This window comes from Paenibacillus sp. HW567 (assembly GCF_000374185.1).
Taxonomy (GTDB): domain Bacteria; phylum Bacillota; class Bacilli; order Paenibacillales; family Paenibacillaceae; genus Paenibacillus_AQ.
In genome coordinates, this window is record NZ_KB910518.1 from 2,540,158 (window position 1) to 2,560,837 (window position 20,680).

Genomic DNA, 20,680 nt, shown 5'->3' on the forward strand with positions numbered 1-20,680 from the left:
ACGAAATAAATGAATACAATCTTAGTTGTAGACGACGATCCGGACATTCGGGATGTGATTCATGTATATATGCGTAATGAAGGATACCATGTGATTGAGGCAGCCGATGGCGAGGAAGCGCTGAACATCATCCGATCAAGTTCTGTCCAGCTTGTTATTTTGGATGTCATGATGCAACGTATGGATGGTATCACTGCATGCATGAAAATAAGAGAAATTTCAAACACTCCAATTATTATGCTGTCGGCCAAAGAAGAGGATATTGATAAAATTATCGGTTTGACTACTGGAGCGGATGATTACATGGTCAAGCCCTTTAATCCTTTGGAATTGATCGCTCGTGTAAAAGCTCAATTCCGTCGTCAAGCATTAATTGGAAAAGAAGAATTCGAGTCGCTGATTCTGATCAAAGACCTGGTGGTCGATAAAAATAAGCATTCCGTAAAACTGAAAGGACATGAGATTTCGTTAACCCCGTTGGAGTTCGCGATTCTGCTGCTGTTAGCGAGCCGGCCTGGTCAAGTTTTTAGCTCGGAGCAAATCTACGAAAGCGTGTGGAAAGAGCCTTACGGGTATTCCGACAATACCGTTATGGTTCATATTCGCAATCTCCGGGAGAAATTAGAGGAAACTCCAAGGGAACCTCAATACATTAAAACAGTATGGGGAGTTGGCTATAAAATTGACTAAGCGTGCTCAAAAGCAAAAATATAAAAAACGAATTCAAGTCAATATTCTAATTCGGATGATCATCAGCCTGGTAATTACAATTAACATCAGCAATGTTTTCATTCAGACTTCACTTAAACTTAGTAAGGCTATGGAGTCTGATTGGTATCTTCGTTTTTTTCCTTACCTGAATACACCGTTGTTTATGGTTAGCTTCATCAGTATTTTTTTATTCTTGACCCGTAAAATTGTACAGGACCTGATCAAACTTGAGCATGGACTAGAAATTATCGCTGAAGGAAATTTGGGTTATCGCGTAACTGTCAATCGTCAAGATGAACTTGGAAATGTTGCAAGGAACATCAACAGAATGGCCGAGCGTTTAGAAGAACAAATCGCGAAGGAACGTAAAATTGAGCAATCCCGGATGGAAATGATCACAGGCCTCTCACATGACCTGCGCACGCCTCTTACAAGTATCATCGGCTATATCCAGCTTCTCAAATCTGAATCCTTCCAAGATCAAGATGAATATGCACGTTTTGTTCAGAACACATACAACAAGGCTGTACATTTGAGAAAGCTGCTTGACGATTTGTTTGAATATACCCGGCTTACCTCTGTCGACGATACCCAACTGAACCGGAAGAAAATTGATTTATTCCAGCTTTTAGAGCAATTGTTGTTTGAATTTGAACCGCTTGCGCAAGAGAACAGCATTCAAATTGTGAAAGAGATTGGAGCCTCTCCGATAAGCACTTTTGTGGACAGCGAAAAAATTGCCAGAGCGATCGACAACCTTTTGATGAACGCCTTAAAATATTCCTTCAAGCCCGGAACGATTCATGTTCGATTGCTGAAGCATCGTACACATATCACTATTGAGGTTCAAAATAAAGGCACACCACTTACGGAAGATCAAGTAAATAAGCTGTTCGATAGATTTTATAAGGTCGATTTTTCAAGAAGCAGTGAAGGCATTCAGGTTGGTTCCGGTCTTGGTCTTTCTATTGCAAGGAATATCGCGGAGCTGCATCAAGGCAGCCTAACACTCCGTCATTCCGGCGATGTTTTTTTGTTTCAAATGACGTTGCCGCTATACACCTATTCGGGAAGGTCCCCTCTCTCCAGAGTTGGCGTTAATCCAAATCCAGATTCAGATCGTGAAGAAAATTAGGCGGGTTCATTAATAATTTTTAGGGGTTGAGGACTTGGCACATCTTGATAAGCCATCTTATAAATCGGTATGGTTATCTCTCTTATGGCTCTTAATCATTCCGCTACTGAATACGTTCTATGGTATTTTGAATCGGGCCGGAGATCATGTTTATAATCTTGAAATCAGCCTTGACCATCTGATCCCCTTTGTACCGGTCTTTATAATTCCTTATCTAATATGGTATCCCTTCATAACAGGTGTACTAGTGGCGCTTGCTTTTAAAAACAGGAAAATGTATTTTCAGACCTTGATTGCACTCTGCAGCGGTCTAATCGCCTCGTATCTCTTCTTTGCTGTATTTCAAACGGCAATTCAGCGTCCAGACGTCCACAATGAAATAGGTGTTCTCTATCGCTTAATCGAATTGGTGTACCGTACAGATCAACCTTACAATTGTTTTCCAAGCATTCACGTGTTAACCAGCTACTTAATGCTTCGGGGGGCACGCGAATTTGGCAAAATCAATAGGTGGCTGATTGCAGGCATGTCGGTTCTTATTATTCTCTCGACTGTGCTAGTGAAACAACACCTGGTGGTAGATATTGTTGGGGGCATTTTAGTAGGGGAACTGTGTTTCAGGTTATCAGGGGTATGGATGATATGCCTACGGAGAAAACAGCAGTTTCCTGGATTTCATGAACCGCCGGCAAGCGGCTAACCTCTCAAGCTCAGGCCAAAAAACTTCATCAAGCCGTTATGCTCAATGAAGTTTTTTAGCCTTATACATTTTTATATTTCAAACTCGTCCGTTGAAACTGAAAGACCGCCATTCTGCAAACCGTTGTTATTGGCTACAGCAAGAACGTACACTCTATATTTAACTCCCTTAACAATTAATGCGCCGTTAACATCCCTTTTCGAGGCTATAATTGCAGGATTCGTGCCATTAGGAGTTATGGACGTAAAATACGGGGATTTCACCGCAATTGCTTCCGCTGAACCAAAACCTTGCTTGGCTGGAACTACAAGGACCCGGTATTCCGAAATATTGGACTCGTTAGCGGATGGGGTGAATCTGATTAGTATTTTTCCATCATCTACACTATACGTTACATTGGTGACCGATTTCACCGGAAGCTTAGTGGATAAAGTAACTGCATTTGACTCTGAAGACAACACATTGGTGCCGGAGTACTTCCCGCTTCCAACTGTTAAGACATATACTTTGTAGCTGGTGCCGCTCTTAATTACTGTACCGTTTACGTCCCGCGCTGACGAAGTCAAGACTTGACTGGTGCTGCTTCCTGAGGTGCCTACCGAAGTATAATTGGAGCTGGAAACATTATTCGCCTGGGATAAGCTGAAGCTGCTGTAATAGGAAGTCGGGACCACCAGGATACGATATTGGTTAATGTATGTCTCATCTGTGGCATGGTTAAAGGATACTTGTAAATCACGCCCGTCTTCGTAATCATTCACATCACTTACAACCAAGTTCGATACAGGTGATAATCTGTAGTCTAGAATTAACGTAATGAATGGCGCTTCAGTGGAAAGAATATTGGTACCCAAATTTTTCCCGCTTCCAACCGCTAACACATACACTCTGTATGGTGTTCCATTCTTAATCACATCACCACGCACGTCTCTTGCTGACGAGGCTAACACTTGACTGGTGCTAGACCCTGCTGTGCTCACCGTTGTGTAATAAGAGCTGGGGACATTATTGGCCTCAGATAAACTAAAGCTGTTGTAATAGGCGGTAGGCACAATTAGAATTCGGTACTGGCTAATATACGTTTCATCTGTAGCGTGGTTAAAGGATACTTTTAGATCGCGGCCATCTCCATAGTCGCTAACGTCACTTACACTTAAATTAGTGATATTGACCGAGGACAGCGTAATTGCAGATGATGCAGCAGACAACAAATTATTGGCTGCATTGCTTGCACTGTCTACCCCCATAACAAACACACGGTAACTAACTCCAGTCTTAATCAGAGCCCCATCTACGTCCCTGGCTCCAGATGATAATATTTGGGTGATATTAGCGCCCATTTTGTTGACCTGCGTATAATTTGAGCTGTTAACAGCATTGGCTGCCCCCAGGGTGAATGAGGAATAATTAGAAGCCTTGACCACAAAAATCCGGTAAGAGCTTATCTTGGACTCATCCGATACTTTATTGAAACTTACAGCTAAATCCCGGCCGTCACTATAATCACTCACATCATAGACTTGTAAGCTGCTTGGAGCAGCTACAGTATTATTGTTCAGGGTTATCGCCGCCGAACTAATCGAAAGTGCACTGGTGTTACTGCCTTTACCTACTGCCAGGACATAAGCTACATAGGTTTGATTGCTTCTAATAAGTTCACCATCCACATCCCTTGAATTAGCGGTCAGTCTAATCGTAGGATTCGTGCCTGCTAATACTGTGGAGTAATTGGAGGACGGCACCCTTTCTGCAGACGAGAGACTAAAGGTATTCCAAGCCTTTACAATCATTACCCGGTAATGATCCACCAGTGATTCATTAGAGGATTGGTTGAAGCTGATCTGAAGATCCCGGCCGTCACCAGTATCACTAACATCCTTTACCTGCACATTCGATGACGGAGTTACAATCCCGCTTGCGCCACCTGAAGTCGTTATGGTCACCACTTTTGCAACCTGATTCCAACCCACCTTATGACCCAGTGCCTCACTGATGAATCGTGTAGGAACCATCGTTCTCCCGCTCAAATTCTGTCCAGGCACATCTAGAGTTACAGCTTTATTGTTAATCGTGGCTATCTTTGAGCCAATCTTTAACATAATCGTTGTCTCATCTTTAGTGGCTGTTACCGTCTGGGATTTCTGATTCCACTTGATGGTGGCATTAAAGGCTTCAAAAATTGCCCGCAACGGTACCATCGTCCTTCCATTCACCATCACCGGTGCCCGATCTGTGGATAATTTAACCCCGTCAATAATAATGCTGATGGGCACATTGGCAGCGTTCACCGGAGCTTGAAACATCATCGGCAAAGCTAATAAGCCCACTAAAATAGAAATCCATAACTTCTTCACAGATTCACCCTCCTGGAATGACGATTACATTCTTTTCCTAAACCTTTAACGCTCAGACGTAGCTAAAAGTTTCATTATTTATTGTCGGTTTTTCCTTTGGGTTTGCGTAATCTCACTCTTTGTCGTAAAAAACAACAGAGCAGCAATTCTCCCGTTACTGGAGAGTCGCCGCTCTGTTGTTTTTGGTGATCTGTTACTTCAACATGTGAATTAAGGTCTAACCAGTACCTTAAGTGCTTGACGTGTATCCATTGCACGATAACCCTCAGGGACTCCGTCAAGATCTACCGTTACATCAAATACACGGCCAGGTTCCAGTGTGCCGTCGAGAATATCCGGTAATAGCTCTTCCATGTACGCACGTGTTGGTGCCGGTCCTCCCGCAAGCTTGATGTTACGCCCAAACAGACTTACAAAGCCAACAGGAGCTTCTTCATACTGTGGAACGCCTACACGGCTAATCACTCCGCCAGCACGAACGGCACCCAGACTCATTTCGTAAGCAGACATCAGCCCTACACACTCCAGAACAACATGTGTCCCTTCCCCATTCGTCAACTCCCGGACTTTGGCGATACCTGCTTCTCCTCGTTCAGGAACAACATCAGTGGCACCGAATTCAATTCCCAGATCAGTCCGGATTTTATGACGTCCCATCAAAATAATTTTTTTGGCGCCGAGCTTCTTGGCTGACAGAACAGCAAGCAGCCCCACAGCCCCATCGCCAATCACTGTCACTGTCGTATTCTCGTTCACGCCTCCCATTAATGCTGCATGGTAGCCTGTACCGTAGACATCCGATAATGTCAACAGGGAAGGTAATAAAGGAGATTCTTCATCAATTTCGTCAGGCAGCTTGAACATACTACCTTGTGCTTGCGCCACCCGGACAAATTCAGCCTGACAGCCGCTCATGAAGCTTCCGTGTACACAGGAAGTCATCAATCCTTCCCGGCAAAACGGGCAGGTGTTGTCTCCAACCGCAAAAGGCACGATGACCAAATCGCCCTTCTTGAATCCGGAAACAGAGGTCCCCATTTCCTCAATTCGTCCAATAACTTCATGCCCCATGGCTTCACCATGCTCATGGGCATGCATGTTATGATAGGGATGCAGATCACTTCCACAAATACACGCAACAACAACTTTTAATATGGCATCCGTCGGTTCTTGCAATTGGGGAACAGGTACTTCTTCAACGCGAACATCGCCGGCTGCATACATAATATTTGCTTTCATTTTTAAGCTCCACCTTTTCTAATATCTAATTAACGTAATATACTTTTTTATTTAAAACCGGCATTAGATCCATACACCGGATGTGGGACATAGGAATCCTCCAGTAATACAATTTCTTCAGGGGTTAAGGTAATCGAAAGTGCCGCCGCTGCATCTTCAAGATGAGCGATCTTCGTAGCGCCGATAATAGGAGCAGTGACCGGTGCTTTCTGCAGCAGCCAGGCCAGTGCAATTTGAGCGCGGGGAACGCCATGACTTGCTGCGATTGCCGCAACCTGATCAATAATGATCCGGTCGGCCTCAGCAGTCGCATCATACTTAGCTTTTTGCACCTGATCGGTTTCTGAACGTTGTGTGGACTCTTGCGGATTTCGGGTCAATCTGCCTGATGCAAGAGGACTAAATGGAATGACACCGATGTGTTCTTCCTGGCATAGGGGCATCATTTCCCTTTCCTCTTCACGGTAAATCAGATTGTAGTGGTTTTGCATCGTCACAAACCGGGTCCAGCCATACTTCTCAGCGACATGCAGCGCCTTTTGAAACTGCCAGGCATGCATAACAGAAGCTCCGATATATCTAGCTTTCCCGGCTTTCACTACATCATGTAATGCTTCCATGGTTTCTTCAATCGGCGTATGCTCATCCCAGCGGTGAATTTGATAGAGATCGACATAGTCGGTTCCAACGCGTGTGAGACTTTTATCAATTTCACTCATAATTGCCTTTCGGGAAAGCCCGGAGCCGTTTGGACCTTCATGCATGCGCGAAAAAACTTTGGTCGCCAGGACGATTTCATCCCGGTTAGCATAGTCCTTAAGAGCACGGCCGACGATTTCCTCGCTGGTTCCTTCTGCATAGACATTTGCCGTATCGAAAAAGTTGATGCCAAGCTCCAGGGCTTTTTTGACTATAGGACGGCTGTTCTCTTCATCAAGTGTCCATTTGTGAAATCCTCGTCCAGGTTCACCAAAGCCCATACAACCAAGGCAAAGCCTGGAAACATCCAACCCGGTATTGCCAAGTTTCACGTATTCCATTTGATCCTCTCCATCTTCTGACATTAGCGATCAGATAATAATTTTCCTCCGAAACCAATGTTGTCCCGTTCGCTTTCCTTAATCAAAACAATAAAAGCCGACTCGGGTACGTTCATAATGGTTGAAGCTGTTGAGGTAAGTTCAGTGACCAACGCTCTTTTTTGTTCTTTCTCTAATTTGCCTGCTTCAATCGTAATTACTGGCATGTAAATTCCTCCTTATAATCAATTCGAGTTGACGATATTCAAGGCAGCCTCAGGCTGAAGTGCATAAGCCGGGTACGCTTTTGCAGCTTGCTCTGCTTGCTCGTCGGATAGCTGCATAACTCCATAGACTGCGTAAGGTGCCAAGTAGCGGGTCCCGATCATATTGCTTGTTGCCTGGAAAGGGCGCAGCAGCTCTGGAAGGGTATACTTGAATGCACCGTCAGGGGTATAGGAAGCTTCTGGAGCACCTAAGCTAATTGCAAGCATTAGTTCCTTGCCATGTAGTTTGTTGCCCGTGCTTCCATAAGCCCAACCATAGGTAAACACGGCATCTTCCCATTTTTTCAGGAGAGACGGGGTACTGTACCAATAAAAAGGAAATTGCAGAATGATACGGTCATGCTGCTCTAGCAGCTCTTGCTCCGCCTTAATGTCGATTTCCTCGTTGGGATAAGCTTCGTAAACACGGTGTACAGTAACATCATCTTGTTTGTCCATCTCCTCTGCCCAGCGGCGATTGAGACGGGAACCCGAAAGGTTGGGGTGGAATACCAGTACGAGTGTTTTCATTCAGAATCTCTCCTTCTCTCTATTTAGTAATTCGTTGTGGTGCCTGAGATAAGAATAACAAGATTAAGCATAGACTTCTTTGCTGTGAAGCTCATTTTGTTTGTTCATTTAGCTCAAGCTTGACTTCATCCTCTGTGAACTTAGACTTCTGTCTGAATTCCGATGGCGAGAGCCCCAATCGAAGCTTGAACACTTTAGAGAAATGGGTGATATTCTCAAATCCGGCAGCATAGCAGACATCAGTGACGGAAAGCGCCGTTTCTAACAGCAGCCTCTCAGCCTTATCCAGCCTGCGGTTGCGAATCCACTTCAAGGGAGAAGTATGGTAGGTGGCTTGAAATTCCCGTTTGAATGTTGACAGACTTCTGCCTGACAGATATGCCAGATCCTGCAGGGATACGGGATTCGTAAAATTCTCCTCCATAATCCTGCTGATATTGTCATTGCCATTGCTACCCGGCTGTAGCAACTGATACAAAAAATGTTCATTTGAATTTGTCAGATGAAACAGCAGCTCCATCAGTTTGATCTTAACCAACCCGTCACTGACCTGACTAGGCTGGTTAAAATAAGGCTGTAAGGACTCAAAATAAGTTCGGGTAAGATCATTAACCGCAATAATGGTTACCGGAGCAACATCGCTTACAGGATAAATTGGCTTCACTCCGGCGAACTGGACAAATTCCTCGAGTAATTTCTCATTCAGAAAAAACATCATATAATCCAGCATGTAATCGGAACTGGCTTCCCCCGATTTGTCATATTCAATCAAAGTGGATTTATGAATAAAAATCATTTCATTACTGCGCACGGTATATTCCCGGTCTCTGAAACGAACCCTATAGGTCCCTGATTTCACGTACAATAACAGATGATCCTTCAGAAAATACGAGCCCTTTCTCCCTTGCGTATGCAGGCAGAAAGTAATTACAGATAAGCCGTTTTGCTGTAAGCTCGCTGTTTTGTCCGGTGCCTTGATCAGCTCTTGCGGTGCCTTGATTGCTTTTCCGATACTACTGTACATGAGCAGTTCCGCCTTTTTTATGCTTTTGATTTATGCAAGCTACCCCAATACCTGCTGCCCCAATTATTAATAGGATTATTGCATTAGTGAAAACCAGGGATTGCACAGTCTGGACGTGAGCGATTTGTCTAATTAACGTCCCTTCATATGGTGAAAGTGCGGCTCCTAAGTTATAAGCGACCAACACGATAGTGGTACCGAGCTTGGCTATTTCCGCAATTTGCTGTGTAAAGGTATGCAGCAGATAGGGCATGATGCAGCGGAATGAAAAACCGATAACCATTGAACACAATGTAGTAAGGGCAATACTGTGCGAGACCGTAACTGCGAGCATGGATATTCCAAGTAAAAGAATGGATAAAGGAACGATAAAACCACTGACCCATTTATAAAGCTTTCCAAATGAGAAGCCGGCAATAAAGGCTCCTAAGCCTATAAAAGCAATCATATTGCTGCCGTTCGTTGCGTTTCCAATATTCTGCTCCAAAAGCAAAGGAGTAATCTGGATATTATAGTTAATGAAAATAGTTACAATCGCAAACAGTAAGATGCCAAAAGCGATCATCACTTGAAAAGCCTTTTTTTTATCACCTGGTGGGAATGATTTCGTTGTCAGGTGTTCGGTCCTGTTTTGCTTTAACTTACCGTTATCACCGGGAACAAAGAAAAGGAATGCTATTAAAATGGGTAGGACCAGTGCATAAACATAAAATGATGTATACCAGTTGACTCTTAATAATTGGCCTACAAGTAAAGTCAGACAAATGCCGCCAAGTCCTTCAAAGGAGCTTTCCAATCCAATTAAGGTTGCCTGCTTACCTGGATTATCGTGATACAAATCGCTGATCATCTGAATGGTTAACCGGTTAAATAGACCTATACCCAAACCAAACAAACAGCGGGAAATGAACAGCAATGAAAAAAAATCATGCTGTAATGCGGGAAATATCCCTGCAACGAGAACAAATCCTAACCCCGTCGCTATGGTTGCCTTTTTCCCAATCCGTAGCTCAAGCCGATTACCGGCTAAAACACCGAGAATGACAAATAATGAAGGGATCGTAGTCAATAACCCTACATGTATCAGAGATACTGCCGGAAAATCCTTTGCTATCGCAGGAATGTTAGCAGCGATTACGGGTCCTGAAGAAATGAATAACGCAACTGATAGTAATGAATATGTCTTTAGCTTTTCCAAGGGTATTGAGTTATTCATGCATTCATCCCTTTCCCCCTCCCAATTTGTTTCTAACTTTATCATTTGAAGTTAACTTTAAGTCAAGGAAATTACTCCTCCTGATTTAGTGAAACAACAGATAGCCCAGGAATACCACTGCCAACCCGAAACGGTAGTAAGCAAAGGGGGCAAGCTTTAGCTTATCAAGCAGCTTCAAGAATGTTACAACAGCCAGCATGGCTACGACAAAGGCCACTACAAATCCAGTGATAAAAAATCCGGTATCCGCCGAAGTTAAAGTGTTATAGCTCTTCAGCATTTCATAACTACTTGCAGCCACTAGCATTGGTACGGCAATGAGGAAAGAAAAATGGGTTGAAGCTTTATAGCTTGTACCTGTGAGCAGTCCCCCGGCAATGGTTGCCCCGGAACGTGAGAACCCCGGCCAAAGGGACAAGCATTGGAACAGGCCAATGGAGAAGGCTTGCTTATAAGAAATCTGGTCGATGCTTTCTGCCTTTACAGCCACCTGCTTCTTCTCGCCATAAAGCATAAACGCCCCTCCCAGCACAAGCCCTGCCAGCACGAAGTAAGGAGAGAATAAATAATTTTTGATAAAGGAGTGAAGAACCAGTCCTAACACTGATGCGGGCAGACAGGCCATAATGACATGTAGCAGATTCAATTTCTGCAGGGGATGGGTATGTCTATCCGCAGAATTTCCTATTCCAATCCCCAGTATGCTGAGAAGCCTCCGCCAGTAAATGATCGCCACAGCAAGAATTGCTCCAAGCTGAATAACGATTTCGAAGGTAGCTGCTTTTTCTCCTGTGAATCCGAGAAGCTCTCCAGCCAAGACCTGATGTCCTGTGGAAGACACCGGTAGAAACTCCGTAATCCCCTCTACAATCCCCTGAATAATCGCAATAAGATAATCATGCAGAATCTTCATGCTTGTATCATTCCTTCAAAATAGATTTAAGGTGCGGTTTAATTCTAGGTTCTATTCCTAAACTAGCCGTGAAGAGACTATTAAAAAAATCTTAACTTCCTGGATATAACAGTAATGGTTGCGTTCTAATGTGCATCGTTTCTATTACACTTAAGAATTTATTAATATATGGGTGTTATATTTCCTATGAAATCTGAAGAAGGAAGTGAATCCATGCCTACACCGAATGTCAAGACATCTTCTCCAAAAAGTGTTCCGCCAAAAGAAGTCCCTGCAGTAAAAACCCCAGATGCTCCTCCACCCAAAAAACGTAAATTTAAGTGGGGCCGTTCACTGCTTGCTATCTTGCTTATTGCGGGTGTTGTTTCATACTGGAAACCGCTTGTACAGCTAGGGTCCTCTTGGCTGCACCAACCTGCCGGCAGCGCTGTGTCTTCTGCCCCTCCCGCCAATCCTTCGCCTGCTGTGACAATAGCACCCTCCTCTGGAATTCAAGCTAACAGCAGCAACGCAACACCAGCTCCGGCTGCCGCAAACGCACTGGCGTCCCCCTCTGCATCGCCAAACAAGAGTACACCGATCAGCGAGGCGATTGGAATTGCCAAAAGCTATGCCGTCATGCCTCCTGCGAAAGCCGCCGCAATATTGCAAAAACAATCCACGGAGGAAATCATCTATACTATGGCTGAAATGTCTTCGAGCGAACGTGCACATATCTGGAGCAAGATGGACCCGGCTAAGGTCGCAGAGACATCCTTTCAATTGAAAAGCAACTCTGACTGGACGGAACAGGAAATTGCCAGGCTTCAGCAGAAGGTCAATCAGATCAAACAACAGGAGCTGCAGCAAACCTCCTCGAAGGAGCTTGCCTTAACCTATTCTCAAATGCCCCCTGCTGCGGCAGCCAAGCTCATTGACCGGATGCTGCAAACTGATAAAGCTAAGACGCTGGCTGTTATGAAAGTGATGGACAACACTGTACGATCCCAAATTTTAACGATCATGGCGCAGGATCAGACTCTAATGGAATCAGCAGCTCTTATAGTTCAAACACTATAATCAATTCAATTCGAATAGAAAAGGATGGGATTAAAATGGGAGATATCATTCAACGGATTTTGGAATTTATCACAGGTATGGGGTACTGGGGGATCTTACTGGGACTGGCACTTGAGGTAATTCCAAGTGAAATCGTATTGGCTTATGCAGGGTATCTGGTCTATCAGGGGCAAATCAATCTGATTGAGGCCGTAATCTTCGGAACTATTGGATGTCTTCTGCAGCAGGTTATTTTATATGCAATTGGTCTGTATGGAGGAAGAGCCTTTGTGGACAAGTACGGAAAGTACCTGCATATCAAAACCAAGCATGTGGATTTGACGGAACGCTGGTTCCAGAAGTATGGTGTGGGTGTAGTTTTCACCTCTCGCTTTATTCCGGTTGTCCGTCAAGCGATCTCTATTCCCGCAGGTATCGCCAAAATGAATATGGTCAAATTCTTGGTGTTTTCAGGACTTGCTTCTGTCCCTTGGGCGATTTTATTTGTATCGCTGGGCAAGACGCTGGGCGAAAATTGGAAGAACATCAATGAGAACGCCGCACCGTATACACGGCCTATTCTATGGGGAGCTATCGGTTTAATGCTCATCTATGTCTTGTATAAAGCGTTAACCCGCAAGAAAAAAACGCTGGGGTAAAGTAAAAGCTTCGCATAAACCCTAGCGTTCTATGTATATGGGAAACAGGCATAGATGAGTGCATTCCAGCCAAATCAAGCCGCGAATTTGCTGCTCAAATGGAGAATATTCTGGAGACCTATGCCCCTCCCTGCTGAATTAATATACGAAACTCCGTTCCTTTCCCCTCCACGCTAGAGACTGTAATTTCACTGTCATGGGTATCCGCAATCCATTTTACAATAGACAGCCCTAGTCCAACTCCCGTACGGTCTCTCGCTTTGTCAGCACGATAAAACCGCTCAAAAATATGTGGGAGATCCTCTGCGTTTATCCCGATACCATCATCAGAAATGATAATTTCAGTCATGCCTCCACTGTTTTTTGCTGCCACATTCACTGCACCACCGTTCTTGCCGTACTTAATACCATTCTCAATGACATTTACAAAAAAATGTGTCATGAGACTTTGGTCGGCATAGATAGTTATATTCTTCTCAATATCATTTGTAAGGGTTACGCCGGATCTCGCGGCCAAATTGTAAAGCTCCTCCATGACAGAATTCACCATATCATTTAGGGGTATCCCTTCTCTGTTAACAGAATAACGCCCTTCATAACCCCGGGTGAGTATAAGAAGCTGTGAAACGATATGATTCATGCGGCCCGTCTCTCTTTGAATCGCAGTCAGATTCTCAAGATTACCAGAAGTCTGCTCTCCATTCAAAGCGTCCTCTACGCATGCTATAATGACAGCAATCGGAGTGCGCAATTCATGGGAGGCTGCCGACGAAAACTGGCGCTCGCGTTGAATTGAATTTTCCACTTGATCTAACATAGAGTTAAAGGCCCATGACAATTCTCCAACCTCATCCTTTGACTCTATAACATTGCTGCGTCGTGAAAAATCACCGGCGCGAATGGAGCGGGCAGTCTCCGTAATTGCAGCAATTGGCTTTAGCGTATGCCCGGCAATAAAAAATGCACCCAGAGCGGAAATGCAGAGGTACAATGGAACGAGAGCCAAAAGCAATAATCTTAAATTTCCAAGCGAAGCTGACAACGTAGAGGTGGAACTGCCTGCATACAGAGTGAGTTCTATCCCATTAGAGAAATAGTGCTTTTTGACGATTAACCATCTGATTCCATTGTGGGTGACCACCATCTGCGAGCCGGTAACTGATTCTTTTCCCATCCAATCCCCATTTCGCTTAGCGTATATGATGTTATTTGCCTCATCTGTTATACATACGGAGGCATCGCCTTCCATTTCCATAGTGGTGTTTATTGTCAATTCTCCATCATCCACTTCCAAAACGGATATCATTTGAGAGATTACTAACCCAAGATCCGATTTCAAGCCTTGATACAGGGAATTTGATACCGTACTATAAACCAACGGAAGTAACATTGCCAGAATCAAGATTGAGAATAGGGAGTACCACAACATCATTTTCGTCCGGATTTTCATCCTATGCATTTTCTTCCCTCATGACATAACCGAAGCCCCGTATGGTATGAATCAGTTTCGCTGAAAAGTCCTTGTCTACCTTATTACGTAAATAACGAATGTACACATCTACTATGTTGGAATCGTAATTAAATTCATAATTCCACACATGATCGGAAATTTGTGACCGTGTTTGAATGTGGCCTTGATTTCGCAGCAAGTATTCCAGAAGCGCATATTCTTTGGATGTCAGCAAAATGGACTGTCCAGCCCTCATTACAGTGTGGGTTGCTGTATTTAACATCAAGTCGGCCAGTTTTAACACAATTTCCTTTGTATCTCCGCTGCGCCGAAGCAAGGCCCGCAAACGTGCCGACAATTCTTCGAATGAAAATGGCTTGGTCAGATAATCGTCCGCCCCGGCATCCAGCCCTGTCACCCGATCTGTAATGGAGTCTTTGGCAGTTAGAACCATGACTGGAGACACATTGCCGTAACTACGAAGCTCCCGCAGGATGGAGATCCCGTCTTTCTTCGGAAGCATTAAGTCTAGAATTATACAATCATATTCTAAGGCTCTTGCATAATTCAGACCCTCCTCGCCATCATAGCAGCCATCCACTGAATGACCTACTTCTTTCAAACGTTTGGAGAGAATACGGTGTAGTGCAGTGTCATCCTCGATTACTAAAATTCTCATGCAACAGCTAACTCCTTTCGAAATGAGAAAATCTCATTTTCTCTTCATGGTCCTCTCATTTTGCTCCCTTATGCTAAAGCTATGATGTAAAGGAGGACAGCACAGATGAAAGAGTACAACTCAAGCTTTTTAAAAGAAGCAACCCGTTATGTGGTAATCCCAGCTTTTCAGCCGCCGGAGCAACTGGTGAATCTTGTTCATGACATTACCGCTGCCGGTTACGAGGTGCTTATTGTAAATGATGGAAGCAGCTCGGAATTCGACGCCATGTGGGACATATTGAAGAGTAAGGCAACCGTTATTCACCATAGCGTTAATCGGGGAAAGGGAGCTGCCCTCAAGACGGCTTTTCAATATTTATCCGATAATATTTCGGACACTGGGCTTATTGTTACGATGGATGCCGATGGTCAGCATTTACCAAAGGATATGGAAGCAGTTATTGAGACGGCGGCTGCCAATGAGCATTCCCTAGTTCTGGGAGTACGGCAATTTGATAAGACCGTTCCGGCAAGATCGCGATTTGGAAATAAAATAACCCGGGCTGTTTTTTCTGCCGTTAGTAAGGCAAGGGTCAGCGATACACAAACCGGACTGCGTGCCTTTGACCACAGCCTATTAGACTTCATGCTGCAAATTCCGGGTGAGCGTTATGAATATGAAATGAATATGCTATTGCAGTGTGATAATCATGGCATTTCAATGTTGGAGAGGCCGATTGATACAGTCTACCTCGACCGGCAGAATTCACTCTCGCATTTTAATGCAATTAAAGATTCAATAAGAATCTACAGAACGATTTTCAAGTTTGCCTCCATCTCCCTGCTTAGCTTTGCGATTGACTATGTTGCTTTTCTGGTATTGGCTTCGCTAACCGCCGCTATTCCGTACCATTTTATTATCAGCAATATTGTAGCGCGGACCCTCAGTGCGACGGTTAACTACACACTTAACAAGAATACCGTTTTTCATAAAAAGAAAAGTGTAACCCAAACGCTACCTCAATACGTGCTGCTTGCCTTCGGCATACTTATTGCGAATAGCATCTTCCTTTCTTTTTTTACCAGAATAGTAGGGTTTCCTCCGTATTTGTCCAAAATACTGACTGAGCTCTTACTTTTTATCATTAGTTTTCTAGTACAGTCCCTAATAATTTTCAAATCTAAAGATTTCACATCCCAAGCGAACGAGGAAGTAAAGCATGCATGATACAACCAGACTTAGAAGATGGGTTCATATCCTTCTTCTGTTATTTCTTGATGTGGTTTTAGCTACAGTACTTGTGCTGATCGTGTTTTTTATTGTATATGAGATGCCATCAACATCACCTAACAACTTAACAAATACAAAGAGCATCACTTCCGGTCTTTCGCCAAGCTCCAGTCACTCAGGAGAAATAACCCATTCATCAGATTGGAGAAGTAAATTTGCCACACACTTTACGAGCAAAATTGTCTCTACTGCTAATTCTTATTCTAGTCCAAATTTGTCAATTAAAATTTCAAAACATACAATAGGCAACGGTTCAAATACCTTGACTTACTACATTGCTGATATCTATATGGCAGATATAAAGAGTTTTCAGACTCATTTTGCTAACAACACTTATGACGGGGGCAATCAATCATTAGCAGAGATGAGCAGCGAAGTCGGAGCGATCCTGGCAATGAACGGTGATTCATATAGCTTAAATTTAAGTCATCTAAACGGGCTCTTAGTAAGAAACGGTACGGTCTATCGCACGAATTTTACCAATGCAGATATCTGCGTACTCTATAAGGATGGAACAATGGTTACCAGCAGTCCAAGCAGCTTCAACCCGCAACAGGCTATTAAAAAGGGCGTACTGCAAACATGGGTGTTCGGCCCAAAGCTGCTGGATGAGAATGGACGGGCCCTTAAGGAATTCAACACCTGGGATTACATTCGAAAAAACCATCCGCGCAGTGCTATAGGATATTTCGAACCTGGGCACTACTCTTTTGTTGTTGCGGATGGAAGGCAAGATAATTATTCTAGAGGAATGTTGCTTCCAGAGCTTGCAGCCGTCTTTGAAGATCTTGGTTGTGTCGCGGCCTACAATCTTGACGGTGGCAACACCACATTTATGACCTTACACAGCGCTGTGGTTAACCACCCTAGTAAACCCTCCAAAAAAATTATGGATAGTGTCTACATTGCTGAACCAACTAACTAAGAAAAATGAGGTGTTTAATTAATGTTTTTTAGAATATTGTCTCATCTTTGTATCGTATTATCCTTCACATTTCTGATTTTTGCCGTGCTCGACTGGTACAATCCGATGATGAATTTCACCACCAACGTTGTATCTTATAAAATCCTGCTTGTATTCTGTGTTATTTCTCTCATACTCTCTATCCGGCAGGCAGTGCAACCACTCAGAAACAAGGCACCACTAGGATATGATTGAGTATGTAATGCTTCTCTTCTTCCGATAAATTCGATTGTTGAAGTAATTGGTATACTTTGCTCTCAATATCCCTAATCTCCTTTAGAAATTGATCAATTTCATATTGTTCTTTCATATAAATCTCCTCCTCAGATCGTCTCTTACGCTTTCAGCAAGCTCAGTATAGACACAAAATATAAACTCGCTGTGAAACAATCCTTAAAAAAAAATGAACAAAAAAATCACCCTTACGGGTGAATAGGCTAAGTGTGTCTAAGCAAATTATACACATGAACAATAAATCAGCCCAAATAATATAATCCATAACTGGTTAACGCACCTAATATTAGTCCAGCCAGTACTTCCATAGGACGATGCCCAAGAAGCTCCTTCAGATGGACCGCTGTCGTCTCTCCTTTAGTTATTTCTGAAAGGTTATAGGTTATCTGGTTTAGTACAGAAGCATGTATTCCGGCATGACGCCGGACACCTGCTGCATCGTACATCGTAATCGCACATACGACAGCGGCAATCGCAAACAAAGAGGATCTGTATCCATCGAGTATCCCTATAGATGCCGCAAGTGAGGCGACAGCAGCAGAATGAGAACTAGGCATTCCTCCCGTGCTGAAGGCGAGTGCCGGATTCCACGATCTATTTATAAATAGATTCAAGGGGACCTTGATCACTTGAGCCAGAATCATAGCGATTAAGGCTGAGAAAAGAGGAAAATTATAAAATGCATGCAATGTAATAAGCCTCCTGCCATGAACTTGTAATGTTTTATTAATCGTAAGGCAAAAGTATAAACTGGTCATGAAACATATCTTAACCGTTTATTAATTTGCATGTTGGCTGATCATACCCCTGAAGGAATCCGGCCCCAAGTTAAAGGTTGTGTTTTCACCGTCAATGCGCATCGCCCATGCTGGATGTACAAAAAAGCCGCTAATTTAGCGGCTCTCAATGGGACTATGTTCTTGTCGGCTAACAATTATACCGGTTTAGGTACTATTCCAGACCTTTCAAGGATTCAATCATATTGATTCGGCTGACGTTGCGTCTGAGCAGCAGGTTGGCCAAAAGAGTGAGCGCATAGGCAATCAGTGCCGACAGCCATACAATGAGCATATTTAATTGATTGGGGATTTGCTGATGGGTGCTGGACAACGCTTTTACAACCATCTCATAGACATATCCGCAAATCGGGAAGGCTGCCAGCACTGCTAATGTCGTAATAATAATATTTTCAAAAAAGATAAGCCGGTTAATTTTTTTTTTGTAATAGCCCAGCACTTTAAGTGTTGCAAGCTCGCGGTTCCTCTCGTAGATGTTGATCGACGATATGGTGTAGATCGCGCCAAAGGAGAGGATGACAGCGCAAATAATAAACATGATAAAGACAAAGCTGTTCTGCTGCAAAATGTAACGGGCCTCCTTCCGCAAATCCGCCTTACCGGAAATGGCATCCACTCTTTGATCTTGCTCGAAATAGCTCCGGATACCCGCCGGATCTGCTGCCGAATCGGTTTCCACCAACAGTGTGGTTGGCTTGTATGTCAGCCCTAAGCTGGTCAAATACTCCGGTGTGATGTAAAAAGACGGGCTTGAATACTGCGTGGAGATATCCAGCACCTTCATCTCCACCGTCTTGTTGCTTATCCCGGGGGCAGTAAACGCAACCTGGATGGTATCCCCTTCCGCAATACTGTATTGATCGGCATAAGATTTCGGCACCAGCACGCCAGTATGCTCCAAATATAGCGGATTGTCATTGTCGTCATAGAAATGAATGAGATTGTTGTCCTTTTCCGTTACAAGCAATGTAGCTTTTTCGGTTTGGTTATTCTGTTTCAATTCAATGGGAAATGAGGCTAGGAAGTGATGGCTTTTAATGCCGGCGGGCAGTGTCCTCTCATCCAAGGTTTCGCCCGCTTTATAATCAACCCTAAGATCATAGGTATACACCTGCTCGAACTGGCCCGCAACCTTTTGCAGGGACGCTTGAGTGCCAAAAGCCGTGATTAACAGCACGGTGCTGACCATGACGCCAACTGTACTGGCCAACACTTTTTTCTTGTTCAAAAAGATATTTCGCAAGATGAGCTTATAGTTGTACGGCATGCGGCTCCAGAGGCCGGGAATTCTTTCGATGAATATGGCTTTCATTGTTTTCGAAGGCTTGGGGCGCATCGCCTGGGCCGCACGTTCCTTCAACAGACTTCTTATGCTCAAGTAGCAAGCAAACATCCCGAAAAGGCTGGAGACGATAATCGGCGGCAGCATTAAATCATACGAGAGAGCGAAATGTATCTCCGGCAGCGAATAAGACCTGGCATTCGATACCGAGATAAAGGGAACAAACACAGCCGCGGAAAGCGCATAGCCCAGCATCGCTCCCACAATGCCGATCAGCACAGGATAACCCATATAATGTAACATGATGCTGTTGTCTTTTACGCCCAAAGCCTTCATAATGCCGACTTGATTTCGTTCCGAATCAATTATTCTGGACATGGCCAGGGACAAAATAATCGCTTCGATCAAGAAAAGAACGAGAGGAATAACCCTGCTCATCAGCCTATTGTTATGGAGCGTGGCCATCAGACGGGAATAGCTGAACGACCGTTCTTTGCTCTCCTGTCCCAGGTATGAAAGCCCTTTGGACTGCGCCTCAATGGATTTCCCTATTTGCCCGGTATCGTAACCCGCTTTGGCATCCACCAACAGCTCATTAAAGAAAAAACTGCCTGCAATCTCCGGTATGACCTCTTCTCCAACGTAAGCAATTCCATAGCTTTTATGATCCTGCGTTTCATTTTTTTTTGCATGCTCCACATTTTCACCCAAACCGCTGATTGTAAACGCCAGTTCCTTGTCATTGACGCGGAGGGTGATTATGTCGCCAACCGTATAGTGATGCTCTTTAGCATAGCCGGAATCAAGAACTATCCCGTCTTTGCCCGATGGAAGGCTGCCCTCCGTCATGGCGAGCCTGTTGATTTTATTGTTTTCGGGGATGGAGTGGATTTTCAGCGCCGCACGATAACCATCAAACGATTCCGTTGCGTCGAAGGTATACCGCCCTTCTAGTCGATAAATACCCTCCACTTTGCTTAACTCTGCGATCTCCTTTTGAGTAAGATGACTGTAATAAACATTCAAGTCGCTTAAATTATACTCTTTGAAATAAGCCTCGGTATAAGTGCTCAAGTTATTGCTTAAGGTGGCCAGTCCCGTGTAGAAAAAAGCGCCTACCGCGACAACCAGCACGAAGGAGAGAAACTGACCTGACGACTGTCTGATATCCCGCAATAATTTGAATAACAGCTTCAT

20 protein-coding genes are annotated in these 20,680 nt (G+C 44.0%); 7 read left to right on the top strand and 13 right to left on the bottom strand.

Translation table 11 applies throughout. The annotated features are described in order from the left end of the window. Nucleotides 1–9: 9 nt before the first annotated feature. The 3 genes from B212_RS0111550 to B212_RS0111560 are packed head-to-tail and all read left to right on the top strand — an operon-like array spanning nucleotide 10 to nucleotide 2,546. Nucleotides 10–690: a response regulator transcription factor gene (locus tag B212_RS0111550; RefSeq protein WP_019910920.1), complete on the top strand. Its 681-nt coding sequence runs from the start codon at nucleotides 10–12 to the stop codon at nucleotides 688–690. Continuing rightward, nucleotides 683–1,846, top strand: a complete 1,164-nt coding sequence (locus tag B212_RS0111555; RefSeq protein WP_019910921.1) for a sensor histidine kinase — start codon at nucleotides 683–685, stop codon at nucleotides 1,844–1,846. Before B212_RS0111550 ends, B212_RS0111555 begins: the two co-directional genes overlap by 8 nt. A gap of 34 nt (nucleotides 1,847–1,880) precedes the next feature. Continuing rightward, nucleotides 1,881–2,546 carry a phosphatase PAP2 family protein gene (locus tag B212_RS0111560; RefSeq protein WP_019910922.1) on the top strand — a complete coding sequence of 222 codons (666 nt, stop codon included), beginning with the start codon at nucleotides 1,881–1,883 and terminating at the stop codon, nucleotides 2,544–2,546. Nucleotides 2,547–2,617: 71 nt separating this feature from the next. Here the strand turns inward: B212_RS0111560 and B212_RS31290 are convergent, their stop codons facing one another. From B212_RS31290 to B212_RS0111600, 8 genes are all read right to left on the bottom strand, one after another. Then, nucleotides 2,618–4,900, bottom strand: coding sequence for a copper amine oxidase N-terminal domain-containing protein (locus B212_RS31290; RefSeq protein ID WP_019910923.1), 2,283 nt, complete (start codon nucleotides 4,898–4,900; stop codon nucleotides 2,618–2,620). A 210-nt stretch (nucleotides 4,901–5,110) separates the two neighbouring features. Further along, a complete protein-coding gene (locus tag B212_RS0111570; protein ID WP_019910924.1) occupies nucleotides 5,111–6,139 on the bottom strand; it encodes a zinc-binding dehydrogenase in 1,029 nt (342 codons plus the stop codon). 47 nt (nucleotides 6,140–6,186) lie between these two features. Then, nucleotides 6,187–7,179: an aldo/keto reductase gene (locus tag B212_RS0111575; protein WP_019910925.1), complete on the bottom strand. Its 993-nt coding sequence runs from the start codon at nucleotides 7,177–7,179 to the stop codon at nucleotides 6,187–6,189. 23 nt (nucleotides 7,180–7,202) lie between these two features. Continuing rightward, entirely contained in the window at nucleotides 7,203–7,385 is a 183-nt protein-coding gene (gene dmpI, locus B212_RS0111580) for a 4-oxalocrotonate tautomerase DmpI (protein WP_019910926.1), read from the bottom strand. Nucleotides 7,386–7,403: 18 nt separating this feature from the next. Beyond that, on the bottom strand, nucleotides 7,404–7,955 hold the full coding sequence (locus tag B212_RS0111585; RefSeq protein WP_019910927.1) for an NAD(P)H-dependent oxidoreductase: 552 nt from the start codon (nucleotides 7,953–7,955) through the stop codon (nucleotides 7,404–7,406). Between the two features lie 91 nt (nucleotides 7,956–8,046). Next, nucleotides 8,047–8,979: a helix-turn-helix domain-containing protein gene (locus tag B212_RS0111590; RefSeq protein WP_019910928.1), complete on the bottom strand. Its 933-nt coding sequence runs from the start codon at nucleotides 8,977–8,979 to the stop codon at nucleotides 8,047–8,049. After that, nucleotides 8,969–10,195, bottom strand: a complete 1,227-nt coding sequence (locus B212_RS0111595; RefSeq protein ID WP_028530763.1) for an MFS transporter — start codon at nucleotides 10,193–10,195, stop codon at nucleotides 8,969–8,971. The genes B212_RS0111590 and B212_RS0111595 overlap by 11 nt, the downstream gene beginning before the upstream one ends. An 85-nt stretch (nucleotides 10,196–10,280) precedes the next feature. Continuing rightward, a complete protein-coding gene (locus B212_RS0111600; protein ID WP_028530764.1) occupies nucleotides 10,281–11,099 on the bottom strand; it encodes an undecaprenyl-diphosphate phosphatase in 819 nt (272 codons plus the stop codon). Between the two features lie 195 nt (nucleotides 11,100–11,294). Here B212_RS0111600 and B212_RS0111605 point away from each other — a divergent pair, with 195 nt between their 5' ends. Next, nucleotides 11,295–12,167: a hypothetical protein gene (locus tag B212_RS0111605; protein ID WP_198015851.1), complete on the top strand. Its 873-nt coding sequence runs from the start codon at nucleotides 11,295–11,297 to the stop codon at nucleotides 12,165–12,167. Nucleotides 12,168–12,202: 35 nt separating this feature from the next. Then, nucleotides 12,203–12,805 carry a DedA family protein gene (locus B212_RS0111610; protein ID WP_019910933.1) on the top strand — a complete coding sequence of 201 codons (603 nt, stop codon included), beginning with the start codon at nucleotides 12,203–12,205 and terminating at the stop codon, nucleotides 12,803–12,805. Nucleotides 12,806–12,923: 118 nt separating this feature from the next. Here the strand turns inward: B212_RS0111610 and B212_RS31295 are convergent, their stop codons facing one another. Continuing rightward, the gene (locus B212_RS31295; protein ID WP_019910935.1) at nucleotides 12,924–14,264 is read right to left on the bottom strand and encodes a sensor histidine kinase; all 1,341 of its coding nucleotides are present in this window, start codon (nucleotides 14,262–14,264) and stop codon (nucleotides 12,924–12,926) included. Beyond that, a complete protein-coding gene (locus B212_RS0111620) occupies nucleotides 14,257–14,934 on the bottom strand; it encodes a response regulator transcription factor (protein ID WP_019910937.1) in 678 nt (225 codons plus the stop codon). Before B212_RS0111620 ends, B212_RS31295 begins: the two co-directional genes overlap by 8 nt. A gap of 105 nt (nucleotides 14,935–15,039) precedes the next feature. On the opposite strand from B212_RS0111620, the gene B212_RS31300 reads away from it, so the two are divergent. Continuing rightward, nucleotides 15,040–16,143 carry a bifunctional glycosyltransferase family 2/GtrA family protein gene (locus B212_RS31300; protein ID WP_019910938.1) on the top strand — a complete coding sequence of 368 codons (1,104 nt, stop codon included), beginning with the start codon at nucleotides 15,040–15,042 and terminating at the stop codon, nucleotides 16,141–16,143. Further along, a complete protein-coding gene (locus B212_RS31305) occupies nucleotides 16,136–17,131 on the top strand; it encodes a phosphodiester glycosidase family protein (RefSeq protein WP_019910939.1) in 996 nt (331 codons plus the stop codon). The genes B212_RS31300 and B212_RS31305 overlap by 8 nt, the downstream gene beginning before the upstream one ends. A gap of 202 nt (nucleotides 17,132–17,333) precedes the next feature. Here the strand turns inward: B212_RS31305 and B212_RS34480 are convergent, their stop codons facing one another. The 3 genes from B212_RS34480 to B212_RS0111645 form a co-directional block, all read right to left on the bottom strand. Then, on the bottom strand, nucleotides 17,334–17,480 hold the full coding sequence (locus B212_RS34480; RefSeq protein WP_019910940.1) for a hypothetical protein: 147 nt from the start codon (nucleotides 17,478–17,480) through the stop codon (nucleotides 17,334–17,336). A gap of 166 nt (nucleotides 17,481–17,646) precedes the next feature. After that, entirely contained in the window at nucleotides 17,647–18,162 is a 516-nt protein-coding gene (locus B212_RS0111640) for a divergent PAP2 family protein (RefSeq protein WP_269636923.1), read from the bottom strand. Nucleotides 18,163–18,355: 193 nt separating this feature from the next. After that, a complete protein-coding gene (locus tag B212_RS0111645) occupies nucleotides 18,356–20,680 on the bottom strand; it encodes an ABC transporter permease (protein WP_028530765.1) in 2,325 nt (774 codons plus the stop codon).

Bases quoted from the DNA above. Each gene is read 5' to 3' on its own strand.
- B212_RS34480 (WP_019910940.1), bottom strand. From the start codon at position 17,480: ATGAAAGAACAATATGAAATTGATCAATTTCTAAAGGAGATTAGGGAT.
- B212_RS31295 (WP_019910935.1), bottom strand. From the start codon at position 14,264: ATGCATAGGATGAAAATCCGGACGAAAATGATGTTGTGGTACTCCCTA.
- B212_RS0111605 (WP_198015851.1), top strand. From the start codon at position 11,295: ATGAAATCTGAAGAAGGAAGTGAATCCATGCCTACACCGAATGTCAAG.
- B212_RS0111570 (WP_019910924.1), bottom strand. From the start codon at position 6,139: ATGAAAGCAAATATTATGTATGCAGCCGGCGATGTTCGCGTTGAAGAA.
- B212_RS31300 (WP_019910938.1), top strand. From the start codon at position 15,040: ATGAAAGAGTACAACTCAAGCTTTTTAAAAGAAGCAACCCGTTATGTG.
- B212_RS0111640 (WP_269636923.1), bottom strand. From the start codon at position 18,162: ATGACCAGTTTATACTTTTGCCTTACGATTAATAAAACATTACAAGTT.
- B212_RS0111610 (WP_019910933.1), top strand. From the start codon at position 12,203: ATGGGAGATATCATTCAACGGATTTTGGAATTTATCACAGGTATGGGG.
- B212_RS0111575 (WP_019910925.1), bottom strand. From the start codon at position 7,179: ATGGAATACGTGAAACTTGGCAATACCGGGTTGGATGTTTCCAGGCTT.
- B212_RS0111550 (WP_019910920.1), top strand. From the start codon at position 10: ATGAATACAATCTTAGTTGTAGACGACGATCCGGACATTCGGGATGTG.
- B212_RS0111585 (WP_019910927.1), bottom strand. From the start codon at position 7,955: ATGAAAACACTCGTACTGGTATTCCACCCCAACCTTTCGGGTTCCCGT.
- B212_RS0111595 (WP_028530763.1), bottom strand. From the start codon at position 10,195: ATGAATAACTCAATACCCTTGGAAAAGCTAAAGACATATTCATTACTA.
- B212_RS0111620 (WP_019910937.1), bottom strand. From the start codon at position 14,934: ATGAGAATTTTAGTAATCGAGGATGACACTGCACTACACCGTATTCTC.
- dmpI (WP_019910926.1), bottom strand. From the start codon at position 7,385: ATGCCAGTAATTACGATTGAAGCAGGCAAATTAGAGAAAGAACAAAAA.
- B212_RS0111645 (WP_028530765.1), bottom strand. From the start codon at position 20,680: ATGAAGCTGTTATTCAAATTATTGCGGGATATCAGACAGTCGTCAGGT.
- B212_RS31305 (WP_019910939.1), top strand. From the start codon at position 16,136: ATGCATGATACAACCAGACTTAGAAGATGGGTTCATATCCTTCTTCTG.
- B212_RS0111590 (WP_019910928.1), bottom strand. From the start codon at position 8,979: ATGTACAGTAGTATCGGAAAAGCAATCAAGGCACCGCAAGAGCTGATC.